The organism is Bacteroidota bacterium, assembly GCA_016194975.1.
Taxonomy (GTDB): domain Bacteria; phylum Bacteroidota; class Bacteroidia; order Palsa-965; family Palsa-965.
Genome location: JACQAM010000025.1, coordinates 14,984 through 37,402, shown reverse-complemented (window position 1 = coordinate 37,402; position 22,419 = coordinate 14,984). Strand labels below are relative to the sequence as shown.

The following is a 22,419-nucleotide window of genomic DNA, read 5'->3' as shown; positions in this document are numbered from 1 at the left end:
AAATTCCTGCATCAATCCTTCAATTTCTTTTAAAATCACCAGAGAGATTTCTCCTAAAAATATTTAACCATGTTTGAATTCTTATCCAAAGGCATTTCTTCCCTGCTCGGGGGATCCAAATCGGAACGCGATGTAAAGGAGATCATGCCTTATGTAGGTAAGGTGAATGAATTTTTCGAATCTTATTCTTCACTTTCCAATGATGAACTGAGAAATAAAACCAATGAATTCCGCGAGCGCATACGCGAACACATCAGCGATGAAGAAGCGGAAATAAAACAACTCAAAGAAGAAGCCGAAAAAGAAGGCATCGACATTCACGAACAGGAAAAACTTTTCAATAGTATCGACGAGATCGAAAAAAAAGTATTGAAAAAAATGGAGGACGTTCTCCTCGAGATCCTTCCTGAAGCTTTTGCCGTGGTGAAAGAAACTGCGAAACGTTTTTCTGAGCATGAAGAACTTATTGTTACCGCAACCGATCTTGACCGCGATCTCTCGGTGAAAAAAACGAACGTGATCATCAACGGCGACAAAGCACACTGGAAAAATACATGGATAGCCGCAGGAAATGAAGTGACGTGGAATATGGTTCACTACGATGTTCAGCTCATCGGAGGAGCTGTTCTTCACCAGGGAAAAATTTCAGAGATGGCAACCGGCGAAGGAAAAACACTTGTCGCAACTCTTCCGATGTATCTCAATGCGCTTCCCGGCCGCGGTGTTCATCTTGTGACGGTAAATAATTATCTCGCCCGACGCGACGCCGAATGGAACGGACCTATTTTCGAATTTCTCGGACTCACCGTTGATTGTATTGATCTGCACGAACCGAATTCTGTAGAAAGAAGAAAAGCATATCTCGCCGATATCACTTACGGAACAAATAACGAATACGGTTTCGATTACCTGCGCGATAACATGACACGTGAACCTTCTGAACTCGTGCAGCGCAAACATCATTACGCGATAGTGGATGAAGTGGATTCCGTTCTCATTGACGATGCACGTACTCCGCTCATCATTGCAGGGCCAACTCCGAAAGGCGACAATCACATGTTCAACGAGTTGAAACCGAAAGTGGAAAAACTTGTTGCCGCACAGCGTGCGTACATCAACGCGATCATTGCCGATGCAAAAAAATTATATGGCGATGGAAATTTAAAAGACAAGGAAAAAGAACGTGAAGCCGGAATGTATATTCTCCGCTGTCACCGCGGACTTCCGAAAAACAAAGCGCTCATTAAATTCCTGAGTGAACCCGGCGTGAAAGCATTGTTGCTTAAAACGGAAGGAACATACATGCAGGACAACAGCCGCGACATGCACAAAGTAGATGCGGAACTTTATTTTGTCATTGACGAAAAACACAACACGATAGAACTTTCTGAAAAAGGGATCGATCTGCTTTCGACGCATACCGAAGATCACAACTTTTTCATCCTGCCCGATCTTGCACTCGTACTTTCAGAAATTGAAAAACAATTTCCCGACGAAAAAGAACGCCTCGCAAAAAAAGAAGAAATTATCCGCGATTACAATATCAAATCGGAACGCGTTCACTCCATGCAGCAATTGCTGAAAGCATATTGTTTGTTCGAACGTGATGATGAATACATTGTTGCTGATGGAAAAGTGAAAATTGTGGATGAGCAAACCGGCCGCGTTCTCGAAGGACGAAGATATTCCGACGGATTGCACCAGGCGATAGAAGCAAAAGAAAATGTGAAGATCGAAGCGGCAACACAAACGTATGCGACGATCACTCTGCAGAATTATTTCCGGATGTATCACAAACTCGCCGGCATGACCGGAACTGCGGAAACTGAAGCGCAGGAATTCTGGACGATCTACAAACTTGACGTGGTTACCATTCCAACGAATCGCTCCATCACGCGAAAAGATGAACACGATCTCGTTTACAAAACAAAACGTGAAAAATACAATGCAGTCATTGAAGAAATTGTAAAGTGTGTGAATGCAGGACGGCCTGTTCTTGTGGGAACAACATCAGTGGAAATTTCCGAATTGCTTTCGAGAATGCTGAAGTTGCGCAACATCAAACACAATGTCCTCAATGCAAAATTGCACCAGAAAGAAGCGGACATCGTACAAGAAGCCGGGCAAAAAGGAACGGTAACGATCGCGACGAACATGGCGGGCCGCGGTACCGATATCAAACTCGGAGCCGGTGTGAAAGAAGCGGGTGGTCTCGCCATCATTGGTACAGAACGTCACGAGTCGCGGCGCGTGGACAGGCAGTTGCGCGGCCGTGCAGGAAGACAAGGTGATCCCGGTTCATCACAATTTTTTGTTTCGCTTGAAGATGATCTCATGCGTTTGTTCGGAAGCGATCGCATTGCGCGATTGATGGACAGGATGGGATTGGAAGAAGGAGAAGTGATCCAACATTCGATGATCTCAAAATCCATTGAGCGTGCGCAACGCAAAGTGGAGGAAAATCATTTCGGCACACGAAAACGTTTGATCGAATACGATGATGTGATGAATGCCCAGCGTGAAGTAATTTACAAACGCCGCCGCCACGCTTTGTTCGGGGAAAGATTGCAGCTCGACATTTCCAATATGATCCATGATGTGTCGGAGAACATGATCATCAATAATCACGAGCAGCAGAATTTTGCGCAGTTCGAACTCGATATGATCCGCGTTTTCGGAATGGAATCTCCGTTCAATGCAGAAGATTTTTTCAGGAGAAAACCTCCGGAACTTGTGGATGAACTCGATGAAAAAGTGGCGGAGCTTTACAAAGAAAAATCAAATGCGCTCGCGAGAAAAATGTATCCGGTGATCAAAGATGTGTATGAAAACCAGGGAGCGCAGTATGAAAATATTGTAACGCCGGTGACCGATGGAATAAAAACGCTTCAGTGTTTTGCCAATCTGAAAAAATGTTACGATTCGCAGGGAAAAGAAATGGTGCTCACATTCGAGAAATCGGTGGTGCTTGCGATGATCGACGATGCGTGGAAAGAACATCTGCGTGAAATGGATGATCTGAAAACTTCGGTGCAGAATGCAGTGTACGAACAAAAAGATCCGCTGCTCATTTACAAATTCGAATCGTTCGATCTTTTCAAACGCATGGTGGATGATACCAACCGCGAACTCGTTTCATTTTTGTTCAACGCACATCTTCCCGGATCGGAAGGACGTCAGCAAATTCAGCAGGCACGTCAGCGTGTTTCAATTCCGCAACCGAAATATCAAACGCAGCGCGAAGAAGTGGGCGGAGGGCCACAACAACAAATCCAGCAGCAACAGCAACAACAACTTGGAGGACCTAATCAACCCATGCCGCAACAGGAACGTCAACAGGTGCAGCAAGTGATACGTGATCAGCCGAAGATCGGGCGGAATGATTTGTGTCCGTGTGGTAGCGGGAAGAAGTATAAAAATTGTCATGGAAAGTAGTTGTCAGTAGCAGTTGTCAGCGGCAACGGCTTCGCACGAGATATTCAAGATTGAAAACTCAGGATATATTCTGAAAGGGGCGGATTTTTTTTATCAGCGCATTCAGTTCTATATTTGACAAAGTTCAATCAGACTTGCATGACGACAAAAGAAATTGAAAAACAGATCATCTCCTTCCGCGACGAGCGCAACTGGGAACAATTTCATTCTTTAAAAGATCTTTTATTGGGATTGAATATTGAATGTGCAGAGCTGTCGGAATTATTCCTCTGGAAATCGGAAGAAGAGATCGAAAAAATTCCGAAAGAAAAAATTGAACAAGAGCTGGCAGATATTTTTATTTTCCTGAATTACATTTCGCATCATTTTGATATTGATCTCGAAAAAGCTGTGACAGGGAAGTTGAAGCTCAATGCGGAGAAATATCCGGTGGAGAAGAGTTTTGGTTCGAATAAGAAATATGATCAGTTATGAGTTTTTACTTAGCGCCTTTGCGTCTTAGCGGTGAACAAAACTGTTGTAATGGAAGATAAATCCGGTCATAAACGCCGAGTTCGCTACAAAGGAACACATCCTAAGTCGTTCAAAGAAAAATACAAAGAACAGCAACCGGAAAAATATTCGGAAGATGTTTCAAAAATAATTGCGCAGGGAAAAACTCCGGCGGGAATGCATCGTTCCATCATGGTGAAGGAGATCATGGAATTTCTCCGGGTAAAACCTGGACAAACAGGAATGGATGCCACACTCGGTTATGGCGGACACAGCGCAGAAATACTGAAGCTATTAATGGGCAAAGGCTCGCCCGCCGAAGCAAAGCGCAGGTCGGGGAGATTATTTGCAACCGATGTTGATCCGATCGAATTGCCGAAAACAAAAGCGCGTCTGGAAGCGATGGGATTTACCAATGAAAACCTTGAAATAAGAAAATTGAATTTCGCAAACATCGATCTCATTGTCAATGAAAGTGGCCCGCTGAATTTTGTTCTTGCCGATCTCGGTGTTTCTTCCATGCAGATCGATGATCCTGAAAGAGGGTTTTCTTTTAAAACAGAGGGGCCGCTCGATCTGCGCTTGAATCCTAAGAGCGGAAAACCGGCTGCTGCACTGCTCAAAACAATTTCGCGCGATCAACTGGAGAATATTTTTCACGAAAATTCTGACGAACCTCATTATGATACTATCGCATTTGCAATTACGGCTGCGCTCCGGAAAGGAAAAATTATTGAGACTACAACGCAATTGAAAAATATTATCGAGGATGCATTGGAATTTCTTCCGGCGGCAACACGAACCGAAGAAATAAAGAAAAGTTGTCAGCGTTGTTTCCAGGCATTGCGCATAGAAGTAAATCAGGAATTTGAAGTGTTGGATAAATTTCTTGAAAAGCTTCCGGGCGCACTTGCACCGGGAGGACGTGTTGCGATTCTTACTTTTCATTCGGGTGAAGATCGTCGCGTGAAAAAAGCATTCCAGCATTATTTCCGTGAAGGAATTTTCAGTGAATGGTCGAAAGATCCCGTTCGCCCCTCGGCAGAAGAGATGAATTCAAATCCAAGATCGAAACCGGCGAAGTTGAGATGGGCTGTGAAAGAGTAGGCAGTAGTCAGAGCGCATTCCAAAATATTGTAATTTTATTTTACAACGAATGAAAAATTATTTTCTTCTCCTGTTATTTTTTATGGCAACGCTTCTGCATTCGCAGGCAGTTTCCGACAGTGCATGCCGTGATTTTCATACCGGTAATTTTTACGTGAAGGGAATGAGCAATCTCATCGTGGAGCGGGACAGCGCAACGCAGACAGAAAAAAATCTGCTCGACAATACGTATGTGAAAATGAGTGTGACCTGGACGAGCGCGTGTACGTACGAGTTGCGTTACATCGATTCGAATAAAAAAAGAGAAAGAAAAAAGTGGAAAAAAATTATAGTGCTTGAGGTGACGATCAACGAAACGCAGGAAGACAGCTATCATTTTTCGGAGACATCGGTTGCATTTGCAGAACCGGTGACCGGTACATTGGTAAGAAAACCGTAGCGATTTATTTTATGGCTGAAAAATTTTATTCTCAAAAAAAGCGGGAACCGATTTGATTCCCGCTTTGCAATGTTTCTTTCCGTATGCGCACGAATAAATTCGCGGACCAGGTTGTCATCATTCCAATTCAATTTTCCTTACCACATTACCTTTCGCCGTTTTTACCTGTAGCAAATAAATTCCGCGCGGGAGATCTGTTGTATTGATATTCACTTTTGTATTTCCGGATGAAGTGGTTTCCGATGAATACATAGTTTGTCCAAGCATATTCACAAGATTCAACCTGATTTTTTCTGTTGAGGCAAATTGCAATTCAACCGTCACAAAATTATTTGCCGGATTCGGATAAACAGAAATTCCGATCGCGTCATTTGCAGAATGAATTCCCGTGCAAGCATCCACAACGATCACAGACGTTGCCGTGCCTGTGCAGCTTGTAGAATCGGTGTACGTGTACGTGATCGTTTGCGCGCCCGCACCTGCAGATGCAGGATCAAAATTTCCTGCAGTCACTCCGGGGCCGGAATAAGTTCCTCCCGCCGGCGATCCTCCGCTCAATGCAAATGCGCCGTCGTCAACACAAACAGTATCGTATCCTGCAGTGGAATAAGTAACATTTAAATTTCCGATGCTGCATACCACAGGCGTGCGCCCGCTCGTGCATGCAGGCAATGCAACCTGCCAGTTGTAGAGATAATAATAATATCCGCTTCCTGCAGAAGAACCGGTAATGCTAAGCACGCCAGGCAGTGTGTAAGGATAAGTTGGCCCGCTGTTGTTGCGATACAAATTCATTTGCGTTCCGCCAATGCGATAAGTTCCCGGTGTGAGCGGAATATTCAGCGTAATCGTATGTACTCCTGTCGATGGAACATTCACCGTGTAGTTGTTGATGAGATTTCCGCTTCCATCCCACAATGAAAAAGTTTTATTTCCTGATGAACCTGCATTCACATCACCGGTGAGCAGTGTGCAATTTGAATACACGGTGAATTCAAGATATTGTGTCGATGTGTTGTTGTGTTGTCCGCCGGTTCCGAAATTGTAGGATGGCGGCCCCACATATCCCGGTGGTTGCGGAACAGAATTTTCTACGTAGTAAGTTGTGGTTGTATTTAAAACAGGTGTGGTGAAAGTTGTTCCGCTTCCCAATGAATTTCCTCCTGTGGAATTTGCATACCAATCAAGATTTCCTGTTCCACTTGCATTGAGCGTGAAACTCGTGGAAGAACAACTGTTCACATTCGATGATGTTGGCTGAGCAGGAGGATTGATCGTGACCATTGCAGTTTGCAGAATGGAATCGGCGCCGCACGCAGAATTTACAGAAACAAAAACATTGTAAGTTCCCGCTTGCGTGTAGGTGTGCGAAGGAGAAAATACTGTGCTTGTTGTATTGTCGCCGAAATTCCAGGTTGCATTCTGCGCGTTCGTACTTGTGTTTGTAAAATCTACCGTAACCGGAACGGAGCAGGATTGTGTAATGTCGGCAGTGAAAGAAGCGGAAACAGTTCCTGAAAAAACAGGCCCGACACCAACAGCGTACCATGCATTGGTCGTTGAAATTACTTCGGGCGAACATCCCCCGTAAAGATCATTCGCAGCTTGTATGGTTGCTACTCTTGCTGCCGCGTAATCCGTATTCGGCGTCATGTAAACAGTGAGAGCGCGGAATTCGATGAGTTGCGCTTCCGCCATAGTGATGCCGGTAACATTGTATGTGTCGTTGTTGTCATTTGTTCCGCTTCCGCCCTGGCACAATAAATAATACCAGTAAATAAATGGTCCATTATTATTATGCGGTTCTCCACCCGGATCCCAATATTGTCCCATGTAAGTGTTGGGTTGCGGCCCGGGATAAAATGAATTATGCGGATCAGACATGTCACGGAATCCCTGCCCATTGATGCTAATATCATTTCCCATGTGCCAGTCCCACTGTGTAGGTCGCGCATAAGCTTCAATACTTGTTCCGAAAATATCACTGTTGCCTTCGTTGAGTGCATCTGCTTCGCCACCATTTAATCCTGCAGTGAACGTTGTGAGTCCGTGAGTAATTTCATGACCGCACACATCAAGCCCGGTCATCTCGGTATATCCCTGCGAAACATCTCCGTCTCCATAAGTCATTTCCTGTCCGTCCCAAAATGCATTCACAAAATTTGTACTGTAATGCACATAACTGATCAATGCAAATCCGCTTCCGTCTATACTGTTGCGCCCTTGCACGTTCATGTAATAATCATACGTCATCTCTGCTCCCCAGTGCGCATCTTCTGCTGCCTGGTTGGGAGGAGAAAGATTCCATGTGCTGGAATTATTGGTAAAATCTGTATTCGTATAATTCGTGGTGTTGTTCATGTTATACGTTTGAATTCCGTTTCCTCTTCCTGTTTCCTGCAGGCGATAATTGTTCACTGCAAAATTATCAGAGGTCATTGTCCGGGTTCCGCTGTAAAGTGTATTCGCAGTTCCTACAACGTCGGCAGTGTGAATTCGTTCTTCATCAGAAACAAATTCTCCCGTTTGCGCATCAATGTAAATGTACGCGCGTGAAAGAGGTTCCTCCGCATAAATGTCGAACTTCCACGCAAGGCGCATAGACGCTGCAGAAAAATCACTTCCTTTTTTATGGACTACGGTAAGTTCTCCTTTAGGATAAAATGTGAACGAAGGATCGTTGTGCACAATTTTCATCTGCGCTTCTTCCGTTTTATTTTCCCATTTATATTTTACCGCGTGCACTTTGTTGAGTGCATCCTGCAGTGCAGCCGCTTCAGAAATATTTGCAGCGAAAGAAGTATTCACATCACGGTAAAGATCGCCGTTGAATGAAACCACTTTTCCGTTTTTGATATGTGCGATGATCATGGAACCATCTACAGGATAAATCCCGACATATTCTTTGTAGCGCACATTCGTGTAACCGATCTTGTCGGTTTCTGAGCTGTATGATTTAAAAGTGATCGCCGGATTCAGTTTGAAAAAATCCGTCATCCATGGAATTAATTCCGTTTGACTTATTTCGCTTCCCGGATTGAATTTTATAAAATTCGGAAGACTGGTTAGCTTACTGTAAGCAATTACCGTTGCCCCTTTCGGATGGCTAAAATCTGACTGCTGGGCGTGTATAGTGAGAGACAGTGTAAGTGCAGCAGTGATGAAGAAAGCGTTGAATTTTCTCATTGGTGTGTAGCTTTTTGTAAGAATGAATTTCCGGATGAATTCCGCAACACAGGGTAGATGCATCAGTTGCGGCATAGTGAAGGTAGGAAAACGAAAGTTAAAAACAAAGGGAGAATAAAATCGGGAAAATACCTTCCGTTCCCATTAGAAAATGCACGGATTTGTATCTTCGCAACATTCACCTCTTCACGCTAATCCCGCTTCAATGAAAAAGTCATTTCTCCTTTTCCCACTTCTTCTTTTGTTGATCTCTTCCTGCACGCATAAGCCATCGTTTGCATGGAAAGATTTTCCTTCGGTAATGGCCGTCGCTACGAAATTAGATAATGGTTATTCGCTTTATTCAACGACCGAATATTATTATGCGCTCGCAAAAAAAGCAGAGGGCTGGTATCTCGTGAAGAAAGATTTCATTGGAGGAAAGATCATTGCTTCGGAATTGTACTGGTCGTCGAAAACAAAAAGTTATCGTGTACTGCCGCTTTCATTCTGGAAGAACGATACCGGGAAAGGCAGTGCTCAATCGATGATCAATTCTGTGAACGGAACGCAGTACGGCTACGATCATGAAATTTATTTCGGTTATCCGGGATGGGAGAATGATGTGATACACGAACTCGAAGGAGCAGAGCTGAGCGATACATTGCTGGAGAGTCTCGGGCGCGCGTACGAGCAGAAATCGTTGGATATCCTGCGTCCCGATAATGATCAGGATGTGGATGGCAAACATCCGGTGCTCACTGATCGCGAAGCGCAGGAAGTTTCTGATTGGGTGAACAAAGAAATTGAAGCGTATAAAAAAATTGAAGCACACGACCCGCATTACGAAACACTGGTGGGAAAAATAAAAACGAAGATTGGCAACACGTACATGTACGCGTGGTCGGAGTTGTGCACGCGCGGGCGCCCGGATGATGCAAAAAAATTCATAGTGAGCGGACTTTACGATCCGATGATGATCGATTATGCAAAAAACTGTTTGAACAGCGCCGGCAAAAATGCGATCATTTTCTGCAATGGAGATGATGATACGTACGTGTTGTGGTACGTGCAGGAAGAATCGGGAATGAGAAAAGATGTTGCTGTGGTGAATGTGAGTTTACTTTCCATTCCCGACTGGATGTATTACTGGAAAGACAAATACGGATTTGAATTGGGCATGTCTCAGAATTTTTATCGAAGTAAATTGAGTGATATTATTTACCCGAACACCAGCATTCAATCCAATAGTTATTTCCGCAACCAGCAAACGATGCGCGACATTCGCGATGCGTGGGATTCGAAAGATCAAACGTGGTTCCTGGATAATAACGGAGAAACAGTATTTTATCTTCCGCACGATCAATTCCGTTTCACATTCGCAGAAGCTGATTCTTCCGTCATTGATCTTAAACTTGACCTGGGAATTATTTACAAAGGTTACTTCGCGATGTTCGACATTACGGCTTCAAATTATAAAGAGCGGCCGGTTTATTATCAATCCACCATCGGAACAGATGTTACGCATCCTGTGCTTGAAGGTTTGCGTGGCGAAGGTTTGCTCAATCATTTTGATCCTGATTTTTATTCCACTGATGAATATGCAGCATTACATTACAACCTGGCTAAGTTTGAAACGAATCTTGACACGTATGTTTATTCCGCGGGCGATGTAAATAATATCCAGGCATCCGGTTTGTTTGCCAATTATTTTTACCAGTACTCTTACCTCACAGAACTTTATCTTGACCGGCGCGACACTGTTTCAGCTAAAAAAACTTTTGAAGCGTGTATCCATAAATTGCCTTTGAATAATATTCACAATCCATCTGTCACATTCACCATGGCGATAGAAGCGGTAAGGATGGGTGAAAAAGATAAAGGAGAAGAACTCATTCAAAACGGCATCGGCGACATGAAAGACTGGCACCGGAAAGATGCACACAAGGATGAACTCGAACAGAATATTGCTTACGTCGATTACCTGACTACATTTTGCGATGATCATAATATGCCGCAGATGGAACAAAAATTAAAAGATGAAAGTGAAGCATTGAAAGCGCTGAAGAAATAAAAATTGCGTTATGAAGCATTTCCTGTTTTGCATTTTCATTGCGGCAATTATTTTTACAGTATCCTGTTCGCATTTCGACGCGTCTCAATTCAGGAAATATCCTTCGTTGAAAGAAGTGGTGAAGGAATTCGAAGAGCGTTATGAGTTGTACACGAACGACAGTTCGTACATGACGATGGTAAAAAAACCAACAGGATGGTGCATTGATAAAATTTCCAGGAGAACAGGAATGCCGCTCAGCGAAAAAATTTTCTGGTCGCTGAAGGAGAACGGGTACATTCACATTCTGAAAAATTATTTCAAAGATGAATTTTCCACTGCTAAAACCGAGCATTTCGACATCAGCGACCCCGGAAAAATAAAAGAGTATAGCCTGATGATCTATTTCGGTTACAACGAGTGGGCCGATGATGTGATCCACGCACTCGAGGGGCACGAAATTTCAGACACGCTCAAAGAATGTCTCGGCAGGGCTTACCAGGAAAAATGCATCGGGGTCGCGCGCCCGGGACAGCGATACAATTTTCATTTGCAGGACAGAAAAATGACAGAAGAGGAAGGAAAGAAATTCTGTGATTACGCAGACAAGGAGATCGCACTGTACAAAGAAATACTCGAACACGATTCACTGTATGAAACTCCTTTCGGAAAAATAAAAACGAAACTGGGAAACACGTATATGTTTGCGTGGGCCGAACTCATTGCGGGAGGACAAACCGATAGGGCGGGGCAATATCTCGTGAAAGGATTGTATGAAAAGGAAATGATCTCTTATGCGGAGAACACTTTGAATTCGGCAGAAAAGAATGCTATCATTTTTTCCAGGGTTGATGACCGTACATTTCCGCTTTGGTACGCGCAGCAGGTTCTGGGTGTTCGGAAAGATGTTGCTGTTATCCAGATCGATCGTTTTGACATTCCCAATTTTCTTTTCGATTGGAAGCAGCGTTATCATTTCGATCTCGGGATGAACGGGAAATTCTACAGCGATTCGCTCACCGATTTTTTATACGTGAATGCCAATGAAGCGGAACGGACAATGGGAATAGATACAGTAGCTGTTTCATTCGCGGATATCCGCGATGCTTATGAAAAAAAGGACGTGAATTATTTTATTAAAGATGCCGGCGATAAAAAAATATTCAAGATTCCTTTCAATAATTTTCGTTTAACGTTCAACGCATTTGACGACAGTTGCACGAAGTTCAGCATCCGCTATGATTATTTTACAAAAAGCCAGATGGCAGTCTTCGATATCATTGCTTCGAATTATCCGCAACGCCCCATCTATTTTCAGCATGCGGATGCCGATTTTTATTACAAACCTTTTACGGGGGCCATGCGCGAAGAAGGAATTCTCATTCGTTTCAATCCTTCCGACACAGATTCGCACAATGCAAACGGATTGAGGCAGAATCTGGCCGCCTTCCGGAAAAATATGGAACAATATTCTTTCCCGGTGAACGATGTTCAGCACCTGCAATTAAACCAGGCGTACATCGACTATATAGTGATCTGGAATAATTTCATGCTATCGAATTTCATTGCCGGCGATACTGTTGAAGCAAAAAAAATAATCGACCAGTATGTGATTAAGATGAAATTGAGTGAATTCGACGGGCCGCTTCCCTATCTCATTGCCGGAACAGATTATTTATTTGTCGGCGAAAAAGGCCGTGCAAGAGAATTCCTCACCAGGGGACTGTCAAAAATGAAAAGCTGGCACCGCGATCATAAACATGAGGATGAACTTGTATTTCACATTGACGCTATGAATTACGTCACCAATTCCTGCAAACAATATGGGCTTGATGATTTGCAGCAGGAATTTGCAGATGAAAAAGAAGCGCTGGAAAAGATGAATGAGTAGGTTGTATTCAATTACAACCACAATTATTTCCAATGAGTGGCGGATTGAAAAGAAGGATTTTCGCCGTGGAATCTTTCACGCAGGTAGAAAAATAAATTTCCCGTGCTTTTCCTTTTATAGTAAGCTTCACATCGTATTCATGGCAGGGTTCTTTCTGTGCCTGGCTTTTATCAAAATCAACTTTCCCGTCCGCAAAAGATTTTTTCACATCGTCCATCGTGAATCCTTCGCATTTCATTTTACATAACAAAGAAGAATCCACATCTATTTTTTTTATCAGCGAAAGGAAGGTCATCACGCGGTTCGACGGAAGCCATCCGCCATAATCGCGGTGGCCATTGTGGAAAAATGTAAGCCAAACAATGATAAGCCCGAAGCCGAAGCCGGTAAGATAAAGTCGTATGCGCCGTGCCCAGTTCATGTGAGTTCTGAGTTCTGAGTTCTGAGTTTGGAGAAATTGAAGGGTCTGAAAAACTTTCTGTGAAAGCAGAATAATCCCAAAAATGGAAAATGGAAAATGGAAAATGGAGATTCCATCAGAATGCAGCAACCAACAGATCGATATCCTTCGAAGGAATTTTATAAACTTCCCCGAGATATTGATTCGTGAGAATTCCGTTGTAAATGTAAACGCCGTTGCGGATACCGGTATTTTGCCGCAGCAGCGGAGTGAGTCCGCCTTCTTCACCCATGTTCTGCAGAATAGGAGAGAAGATCGTACTCAGCGCATACGAGGCCGTGCGCGCAACGCGTGATGCGATATTCGGAACGCAATAATGGATCACACCGTGTTTTCTGAAAACAGGACTGGTGTGATTCGTCACTTTCGAAGTTTCAAAACATCCGCCCTGGTCAATGGAAACATCCACGATCACCGCGCCGGTTTTCATTTCCGCCACCATGTTCTCACTCACCACACACGGAGTTCTTCCGCCGCTCGCGCGCAAAGCACCGATGGCCACATCAGCCGTGCGCAAATGTTTCATCAGCACTTTCGGTTGAATGATTGAAGTGAAGATCCGTGTGCCGATATCACTCTGCAATCGACGCAAACGATAAACAGAATTATCAAAAACTTTCACGGTCGCTCCCAAACCGAGCGCCGCGCGCGCTGCATATTCGCCGACTGTGCCTGCGCCTACGATCACAACTTCAGTCGGAGCAACGCCGGAAATTCCACCGAGAATTGCGCCCTGCCCGTTATTCACATTCGAGAGATATTCTGCAGCAATGAGAATGGAAGTTCCTCCGGCTATTTCTCCCATAGAGCGGATCACCGGGAAAACGCCGTCTTCATCTTTAATCCATTCGAATGCGAGCGCTGTAATTTTTTTCTCTAATAATTTTTTCAGAAAATTTTCCGGTTGTGCCGGAAGCTGGAGCGTGGAGAGCAACATTTGTTTCGGCTGCATGAATGCAATTTCCGAAAGAGAAGGCGGTGCCACTTTGAGAATGAGTTCTGCCTGCCTGTAAACTTCCTCTGCCGTCACTGCGATCTGCGCACCGGCTTCCGAATAATCTGTGTCCTGGAAATTCGCACTTTTTCCAGCGCCGCTTTCCACGATCACATGATGACCGTTATTGATGAGCAATCCTACATCATCCGGTACGAGTGAAACACGATTTTCCTGGAAGGAAATTTCTTTTGGAATACCAATACTTAGTTTTCCCTTTTTCTTCGCCACCTCCAGCATCTCTTCTTTCGGCAACAATGCTCCTTTTGTAAGGGAGAGAAGCACGTCTTTCGATGTTTTCATAGGAGAATTTTTCGCAGGTATTAAAGATACGAATTAGTTAGGAGCGGGGAGAGTGGAGTTCGGAGAATTTTACTGTTGCCTTCATTGAAAATATCTTTTCCTGTTTCATTCTGAAAACTGCCGCTGGCGCTGTATCGACCGAAGTCGAGATGCTACTGCTTACTGCCTACTGTCCCTTCTTCCACCACTTCCCCGTTTTCGCAGCGCAACATTCTCGAAGGAAAATTATTTACCACCAGCATATCATGCGTAGCAACGATTACGGCTCTCCCGCTTTTGCCAATGTCGCTCAGGAGTTTTACAATTCCCGCAGAAGTTTCCGGGTCAAGATTTCCAGTTGGTTCATCAGCGAGAATAATGTCAGGATCATTGAGCAATGCGCGCGCAATGGAAACACGCTGCTGTTCGCCGCCGGAAAGTTCGTGCGGAAGTTTGTGCCCCTTCGTCACTAATCCCACTTTATCGAGCGCTTCCTGTGCACGTTCAGCCATCTTTTTTTTGTCCTTCCATCCGGTGGCCTGCATCACAAAAAATAAATTATCATTCGCACTCCGGTCATACAACAATTGAAAATCCTGGAAAACGATACCGATCTTCCTTCTGAGAAAAGGAATTTCTTTTTTCTTTATTGTCGAGAGATCGAATCCTGCAATGTTTATCATTCCTTTCTGCAGCGGAACATCGAGGTACATGGTTTTCATCAGTGAACTTTTTCCGCTTCCTGTTTTTCCCACCATGTAAACGAATTCGCCTTTGTCAACTGTGAAATTCACATTGTTCAGCACCATGTTGTGTTTCTGGTACACGCAAACTTTTTCAACGCGGATAATGGAGTCGAGTCCCATGCGATGCAAACGTATTGAAAAACTTCAATGCAGTGAAAATGAAATTCCGAAAATTCTCAGCAGGAATTGAACATTTTTTTTCTGCAAATTCATTTCTATTGACGAAAAGTATCATTCAATTGCAAAAAAAACAAAAACGGCAAACAGGAAACCGATAACCGAAAGCCAGTGCACTAATGTCAACAAATCAGCGTTAATAACTAAGAAACTACCTCTCCATCCTATGGCGTGACCCGTACTAATTTTAGTCGCTAATACCTGCGGCAAATGCGCGGTCACTTTTCATTCATCTGTTTTTTTCTTTTTCTCCTGCTCTTCGCGAATGGTTCCCTTCGTGCGCAGCAAACGAAAGTTTACACCGATAAGAATGTGTTCTATCGTGATGCACTCGATCTTTTCGAAAAACAGAAATACGCCGAAGCACAGGAAGAATTTGATAAGATTGTAACAAATTCCACCGACAAAAAAGACCTCGTCGCTATTGATGCAGAATATTATGCTTCCATTTGCGCGTACGAACTTTTTAATAAAGACGCGGAACTCCGCCTCAAACAATTTCTTTCCGATCACCCGGAATCGCCGCGATGCAGGGAAGTACGGTTCGATCTCGGAAAATATAATTACCGGAAGAAAAAATTCGAAGAGGTGCTTCGCTGGTTCCGTGAAGTGGATACGTACGATCTGAAACCCGAAGAACTTTCTGAATTTTATTTCAAACGAGGGTATGCGCATTATGAACTCGGGCAAATAGATTCTGCAAAAACAGATTTCTATACCATCAAGGATGAAAATTCGAAATATGCTCCTTCTGCAGATTATTATTATTCACACATCGCCTATACGCAGGGAAATGACGAGACCGCGTTACAGGGATTTCAGAAACTTTCTGCCGATGAAACGTTCGGCCCGGTAGTGCCGTTTTACATTGCGCAGATCTATTTTCTGCAGGGAAAATACCAGGATGTGATCGCGTACGCTCCGCCCTTGCTCGATTCTGCAAAACACGCCGGCGAGATTGCGCATCTCATTGGCGCTTCGTATTACCGCACCGGGAAATTCAAAGAAGCCGCTCCTTACCTGTTGCGTTATCACAACGACGCGCGCAACTACACGCGCGATGATGCGTACGAGCTCGCGTATGCATATTACAAAACTTCCGATTTCGAATATGCGAAACAATATTTTCAGGAAGCCATCGCCGATTCTTCCGACGCGCTCGCGCAGAATGCGTGGTATTATCTCGCCGACACCTACCTGAAATCGAATGATAAACCTTCGGCACGCAACGCATTCCTGAAAGCATCGTCTATGAAATTCGATCCTGTTATCCGGGAAGATGCATTGTTCAGTTCCGCAAAACTTTCTTACGAACTTGATTTTTCTCCTTTCAATGAAGCCATCGTTTCGCTCAATGAATATCTCTACGAATTTCCGAACACGCCGCGCCATGATGAAGCGTACACTTTGCTCACGAATGTTTACCTGAGTTCGAATCATTACAAGGAAGCGCTCGCATCCATCAGCAAAATCAGGAATCTTCCTCCCACTATGCAATCCACTTACCAGCAGATCGCTTACAATCTCGGAATAGAAGATTACCGGAAACCCGATTTTGACGGAGCTATTGCCGCCTTCGATCAGTCACTCACTTACCCGGTGAACCGCGAGCTGAATTCGAATGTGCATTACTGGAAAGCCGAAACTTATTACGCAAAAGCCCAGGCGAAAAAAGACTCATCGCTTTTCGGCAAAGCAATTTCCGAATACCAGCAATTCCAGGTCACACCCGGTGCAACTGTTCTGCGGAATTACAATACATCGAATTACAATATCGGTTATTGTTATTTCCAGCAGGGAAACTGGAATGCATCCATGATCGCATTCCGGAAATATATTCAGAATAAAAATTCATTCGATTCTGATGAGCGCATCTTCGATGCATACGTGCGCATGGGCGATGGATATTTCCGGCTGAAAGATTTTGCAAACTCTGCCGATTTTTATTCGAAAGCAGTTGCAACGCAGAAACCGGGCGATGCGTTCCGCGATTACGCGATGTTCCAGCAGGCAATGGCGCTGGGTTACGAAGGGAAAGACAATGACAAAGCCGCTATGCTGAAAAAAATGCGCGAGACCTATCCTCATTCGGAATATTTCCTGCAGGGGCGTTACCAGGAGGCGCGCACGCTGCACGACATGCGCATGTACACGGAGGCGCTCGCCGCGTACAAGGAAGTTTATGATCTGAAACCGAACGGGCAATATGCAATTCCGTGTTTGAAATACATGGGGCTCATTTATCATACCCAGAATGATAATGACAATGCACTGGCAGAATATAAAAAAGCGATCGCGCAACTCGGGAATTCCAAGGGAACGGATTTTGCGGAGATCATGCGCGAGATCAAAACCATTTACATTGCTAAAGGGCAGCTCGATCAGTGGGAAAGTTACGCAGCTTCGGTCGGCTATACCGAATCAGTAGCAACTGCCGACAGCACTTCTTACGTGGTTGTGTTAAAACACTACCACGACGGAAATTGCGGCGATGTGCTGGCGCAGGCCAGCAAATACATACAGAAATATCCTTCGGGAATTTACATTACCGATGTGCACTACATGCGTGCGGAGTGTTCGTTCAGGGAAAATGATCTCGCCACAGCGCTGGAAAGTTATCTTGCTATCCTGGGTAAGAACAGTTCGAATTATCTCGAACGCTGCCTTACGCAAAGTGCCTACATCTATTACAAGCAGGATGATTTTTCCAATGCGCAGAAAATGTATGAACGTGTGGAAAACGAATCCTCCAATCCCGATCAGAAAAATGTGGCGAGGATCAATCTCATGCGTTGCTGGGTGAAACTCGGCAACAATGATTCAGCGGCATTTTATGCTCAGAAAGTTCTTTCCATTCCGAAAGTTCCGAATGATGTGCTCGGGCAGGCGCATTTTCTCATTGGTAAATCCGCATTGGCATCCATGGATTATGCGACGGCGAAGAAAAATTTTGAGGATGCAGAAAAACTTCTGCCGAATACAGAATCCGCTGCCGAATCGCGTTACCAGTTGTGCTGGATAAAATATTCGAACAAAGAATATAAAACCGCGGAGAAAGCTTTGCTCAAGGAGATCAATGATTATGCAGGATTCTCCGAATGGAGCGGGAAAGGATGGCTGTTGCTTTCCGATGATTATCTCGCACTGAAAGATACGTTCCAGGCGAAAAATGTTTTGAAGATCTATATTGACAATGGCGATGTTCCCGAATTGATCCAGCAGGCAAAAGATAAACTCGCGACGATCGAATCCATGCAGCATCATGCAGAACGAAAAAAGGACGAGGACATTATTCTCGGCCCGGGCGATAATAAAAATGAGGATAACGGGAACGGGGGCGGACAATGAAAAAAATATTCGCCATCATTCCATTTTTATTTTTCGTGATCGTATTGCGATCGCAGAACGGATTTCAGCTGGAAGCGGTGGGAAGTGTTTCGCCCATCATTCTCGATCATGTGGATAAGATCACGGATACGGCAGCTACAAAAGATACCGTGCTGGCTCCACCGGCGTTCACTTACCCCGTGCAGAGTAAAAAATTCGAAACCACAGTTCACGTCGATACCATAAAAGCGGCGAAACTCGGAAATGAACCACTGAATAAACTTTACAGAACTTACGCGAAGATCGGTGTCGGAAATTATTCCTCTTTTACCGGGGAATTCTCTGTGATGAATCTTCGTTCTAAAAAGAATTCATGGGGAATGCACGCAAAGCATTTCAATGCAGGAAGCGGGCCGAAAGATGTGCCCGGTGAATATTCCGGTTTCTCGCGCGAGCAGGTGAATATTTTCGGAAAAACTTTTCTTCCGCATCATGTGCTTTATGGTGGGTTCGATTATGATCACAATAATATTTATGATTATGGATCAGCTGCTGATACAGCGTTCATCACTAAAAAAGCAAGCAGGCAATTCTTCGATCTCTATTCTGCGAATGCTTCACTCACTTCCCAGTTCACCGATTCATCACGCATCAATCACAGGATCGGTGTGAAATATTATCACTTGTCTGATCGCTACGATATTCATGAAGACAACATTGCGCTGAATGTAACGGCAGGCCGTTTCATCCGCACGGAACATCTCGGCGTAGCACTTTCTGCCGATCACAACCGCAATTCGGGATATGATACCACTTCAAATACCATCATTCGTTTTGTTCCGCAATTCTCGGCACACAGTGATAAATTCGATGCGAGCGCCGGCTTCGGATTGTATTTTGATATCACTGGAAATAATTCGCTCACTTATTTTCTTCCGCAGGCGAGCGTCAGTTACAATATCATCAACCACATCATCATTCCCTATATCACGCTTGGGAGTTCGCTGGAAAGAAATAATATGTTTTCACTTTCTCAGAGTAATCCGTTCCTGTTAACGAATCAGGTTTTCACATCAAAAAATTCCCTGCACAAATGGGAACTGAGCGGTGGATTGCGTGGCAGCCTTTCTTCAGAAATAAATTATGATGTGCGCATGACAAGAGTGGATATCGATAACATGCCTTTCTTCGTGAACACAACTTTTGCACAGGATCCGTTGCGGAATAAATTTTCTGTGGTGTATGATAATGTGAATCTCGTGCAGGTGCATGGACAGATGAGCTGGCAGCATTATGAAAAAATAAAAGTGATCGCGAGCGGGGAATATTCCCAATATAAAATGACGAAAGAACTTCATCCCTGGCACACACCGGCATTGCGACTGAGTTTGATGGGCGAATACAATCTCGCTGATAAGATCATTGCACGCGTGAATGTTTTTTATCTCGACGGCCAGTACGCAAAACTTTCTGATGGATCAGGAACGACTGTTGTTCAGCTGAAAGGATTGACGGATGTGAATGTCGGGCTCGAATACCGCTACTCGAAATTTCTTTCCGGCTTCATTGATCTCAACAACATCGCCAACCAGCGCTATGAAAGATGGTACGGATATCCCACGCAGCGTTTCAATTTCATGGCCGGGCTCACGTATACTTTCTGACCCGTTTTTCGTTAATTTGAATACGTAAGAAAAAAGGGGGTATAAAAATAGCTTTCCGGGGGACGGTTCCCGGCATTTATTTTTTGAACATTTTGTTAATAAAAAGCACCCGTTTATCAACGTCATAAATCGTCCTTATTATCCATGAAATTGAGTATATTTGTGTAAGTAATAAAATCAATGAATTCTCCCCTAATAACATGGAAGAAATTGTGAAGGAAAAAGAATCAGATTACTCCGCAGACAGTATCCAGGTACTTGAAGGTTTAGAAGCAGTTCGCAAACGCCCTGCTATGTATATCGGCGATGTCAGCACCAAAGGTCTGCATCATCTCGTGTACGAAGTTGTAGATAACTCTATCGATGAAGCGCTCGCCGGCCACTGCAAAAATATTCGTGTTACCATTCACGAAAATAATTCGGTTTCCGTTCGTGATGACGGCCGCGGAATTCCTGTCGATATGCACCTCAAAGAAAAACGTTCAGCGCTCGAAGTGGTGATGACCGTTCTTCATGCCGGTGGAAAATTCGATAAAGATTCTTACAAAGTTTCCGGCGGACTTCACGGCGTTGGTGTTTCGTGTGTGAATGCACTCTCTACGCACCTGCAGGTAACTGTTTTTCGCCAGGGAAAGATGTGGCAACAGGAATACAATATCGGCAAGCCATTGTATCCGGTAAAAGAAGTTGGTGAAAGTAATGATCACGGCACAGAAGTGAAATTCACTCCTGATGCAACCATCTTCACGACTACCGAATATAATTATGATACCATTGCATCGCGCATGCGCGAATTGTCCTATCTCAATAAAGGAATTAATATTTCACTGACTGATGACCGGAATAAAGATGAAAACGGTGTCGCATTTTCAGAGATGTTTCATTCAGATGGAGGACTCCGAGAATTCGTCGCTTATCTCGATGCCAATCGTGAAAAACTTATTGACGATGTGATCTACATGGAAGGTGAACGAAATGCAATTCCTGTGGAAGTGGCCATGCAATACAATACTTCGTTCAGTGAAAATCTTCACACGTACGTCAATAACATCAACACGCACGAAGGCGGGACACACGTCGCCGGTTTTCGCCGCGGACTTACGCGCACACTGAAAAATTATGCTGATAAAAATGGAATGCTTTCCAAACTTAAATTTGAAATTAACGGCGATGATTTCCGCGAAGGACTCACCGCAGTTATTTCAGTGAAAGTTCAGGAACCGCAATTCGAAGGACAAACAAAAACAAAACTCGGCAATGGAGAAGTGGATGGCGCAGTAGCATCTGCCGTTGGAGAAATGCTTTCGAATTATCTCGAAGAACATCCCAAGCAGGCGCGAATGATCGTTGATAAGGTTATCCTTGCAGCTACTGCACGTCACGCCGCACGCAAAGCGCGCGAACTCGTTCAGCGAAAAGGTGCCCTCACAGGCGGTGGACTTCCAGGGAAACTTGCAGATTGCTCAGACAGTGATCCGCAGAAATGCGAACTTTTTCTTGTAGAGGGAGATTCAGCAGGAGGAACCGCAAAGCAGGGACGTAATCGTGCCTTCCAGGCCATTCTTCCTTTGCGCGGAAAAATTCTCAATGTGGAGAAAGCGATGGAGCATAAAATTTATGAGAACGAAGAAATAAAAAATATTTTCACCGCACTCGGCGTTCATCGCGGAACTGCTGATGACGAGCGCGCACTCAATCTCGACAAATTACGTTATCACAAAGTGGTGATCATGACCGATGCTGATGTCGATGGAAGCCACATCTCCACACTCATCATGACTTTTTTCTTCCGGCAAATGAAGGAGATCATCGAAAACGGTTATCTCTACATCGCAACGCCACCGCTTTATCTTGTGAAAAAAGGAAAGGAAGAACGTTATTGCTGGAATGAAGAACAGCGCGATCATCACGTGCGTGAACTTGCCGGCGACGGAAAAGAGAGTAGTGTTGGAATACAACGTTACAAAGGGCTGGGAGAAATGAATGCAGAACAATTATGGAAAACAACCATGAATCCCGAATCACGAACGTTGCGTAAGGTTACTATTGAAAGTGCTGCAGAAGCCGATCGTATTTTCTCGATGCTCATGGGCGATGATGTTCCACCCCGCCGCGAATTCATAGAACGCAATGCAAAATATGCGCACATCGATGTGTGATGTGTAAAAGAATTGAATTTCAAACTCA

The 22,419-nt window shown here is 44.2% G+C and carries 13 protein-coding genes; 9 read left to right on the top strand and 4 right to left on the bottom strand.

Annotated features, from left to right (window positions below; genetic code table 11):
• The first annotated feature begins 69 nt into the window (after nt 1–69).
• The 4 genes from secA to HY064_16245 all read left to right on the top strand — a co-directional run bounded on the left by secA (nt 70) and on the right by HY064_16245 (nt 5,473).
• Nucleotides 70–3,435 (top strand): preprotein translocase subunit SecA, encoded by a 3,366-nt coding sequence (gene secA / locus HY064_16260; GenBank protein ID MBI3512214.1) that lies wholly within the window; start codon nt 70–72, stop codon nt 3,433–3,435.
• Nucleotides 3,436–3,573: 138 nt separating this feature from the next.
• Nucleotides 3,574–3,909: a nucleotide pyrophosphohydrolase gene (locus tag HY064_16255; protein MBI3512213.1), complete on the top strand. Its 336-nt coding sequence runs from the start codon at nt 3,574–3,576 to the stop codon at nt 3,907–3,909.
• A 48-nt stretch (nt 3,910–3,957) separates the two neighbouring features.
• Nucleotides 3,958–5,034 carry a 16S rRNA (cytosine(1402)-N(4))-methyltransferase RsmH gene (gene rsmH, locus HY064_16250; protein MBI3512212.1) on the top strand — a complete coding sequence of 359 codons (1,077 nt, stop codon included), beginning with the start codon at nt 3,958–3,960 and terminating at the stop codon, nt 5,032–5,034.
• A 49-nt stretch (nt 5,035–5,083) separates the two neighbouring features.
• The gene (locus HY064_16245; GenBank protein MBI3512211.1) at nt 5,084–5,473 is read left to right on the top strand and encodes a hypothetical protein; all 390 of its coding nucleotides are present in this window, start codon (nt 5,084–5,086) and stop codon (nt 5,471–5,473) included.
• A gap of 117 nt (nt 5,474–5,590) precedes the next feature.
• Here HY064_16245 and HY064_16240 read toward each other — a convergent pair whose 3' ends face one another.
• Nucleotides 5,591–8,722, bottom strand: coding sequence for a M4 family metallopeptidase (locus HY064_16240; GenBank protein MBI3512210.1), 3,132 nt, complete (start codon nt 8,720–8,722; stop codon nt 5,591–5,593).
• 142 nt (nt 8,723–8,864) lie between these two features.
• On the opposite strand from HY064_16240, the gene HY064_16235 reads away from it, so the two are divergent.
• Nucleotides 8,865–10,712, top strand: coding sequence for a hypothetical protein (locus HY064_16235; GenBank protein MBI3512209.1), 1,848 nt, complete (start codon nt 8,865–8,867; stop codon nt 10,710–10,712).
• A gap of 10 nt (nt 10,713–10,722) precedes the next feature.
• Nucleotides 10,723–12,582 carry a hypothetical protein gene (locus tag HY064_16230; protein MBI3512208.1) on the top strand — a complete coding sequence of 620 codons (1,860 nt, stop codon included), beginning with the start codon at nt 10,723–10,725 and terminating at the stop codon, nt 12,580–12,582.
• 7 nt (nt 12,583–12,589) lie between these two features.
• Here HY064_16230 and HY064_16225 read toward each other — a convergent pair whose 3' ends face one another.
• The 3 genes from HY064_16225 to HY064_16215 all read right to left on the bottom strand — a co-directional run bounded on the left by HY064_16225 (nt 12,590) and on the right by HY064_16215 (nt 15,184).
• A complete protein-coding gene (locus tag HY064_16225; protein ID MBI3512207.1) occupies nt 12,590–13,003 on the bottom strand; it encodes a DUF4258 domain-containing protein in 414 nt (137 codons plus the stop codon).
• A 115-nt stretch (nt 13,004–13,118) separates the two neighbouring features.
• The gene (locus HY064_16220) at nt 13,119–14,339 is read right to left on the bottom strand and encodes an alanine dehydrogenase (GenBank protein MBI3512206.1); all 1,221 of its coding nucleotides are present in this window, start codon (nt 14,337–14,339) and stop codon (nt 13,119–13,121) included.
• A gap of 152 nt (nt 14,340–14,491) precedes the next feature.
• The gene (locus HY064_16215) at nt 14,492–15,184 is read right to left on the bottom strand and encodes an ATP-binding cassette domain-containing protein (GenBank protein ID MBI3512205.1); all 693 of its coding nucleotides are present in this window, start codon (nt 15,182–15,184) and stop codon (nt 14,492–14,494) included.
• A 267-nt stretch (nt 15,185–15,451) separates the two neighbouring features.
• Between HY064_16215 and HY064_16210 the strand changes: the two genes are divergently transcribed.
• The 3 genes from HY064_16210 to gyrB all read left to right on the top strand — a co-directional run bounded on the left by HY064_16210 (nt 15,452) and on the right by gyrB (nt 22,391).
• Nucleotides 15,452–18,589 carry a tetratricopeptide repeat protein gene (locus tag HY064_16210; protein MBI3512204.1) on the top strand — a complete coding sequence of 1,046 codons (3,138 nt, stop codon included), beginning with the start codon at nt 15,452–15,454 and terminating at the stop codon, nt 18,587–18,589.
• Complete coding sequence (locus HY064_16205) at nt 18,586–20,232, top strand: hypothetical protein (protein ID MBI3512203.1); 1,647 nt, start codon at nt 18,586–18,588, stop codon at nt 20,230–20,232. Before HY064_16210 ends, HY064_16205 begins: the two co-directional genes overlap by 4 nt.
• 200 nt (nt 20,233–20,432) lie before the next feature.
• Entirely contained in the window at nt 20,433–22,391 is a 1,959-nt protein-coding gene (gene gyrB / locus HY064_16200; protein MBI3512202.1) for a DNA topoisomerase (ATP-hydrolyzing) subunit B, read from the top strand.
• Nucleotides 22,392–22,419: the final 28 nt, after the last annotated feature.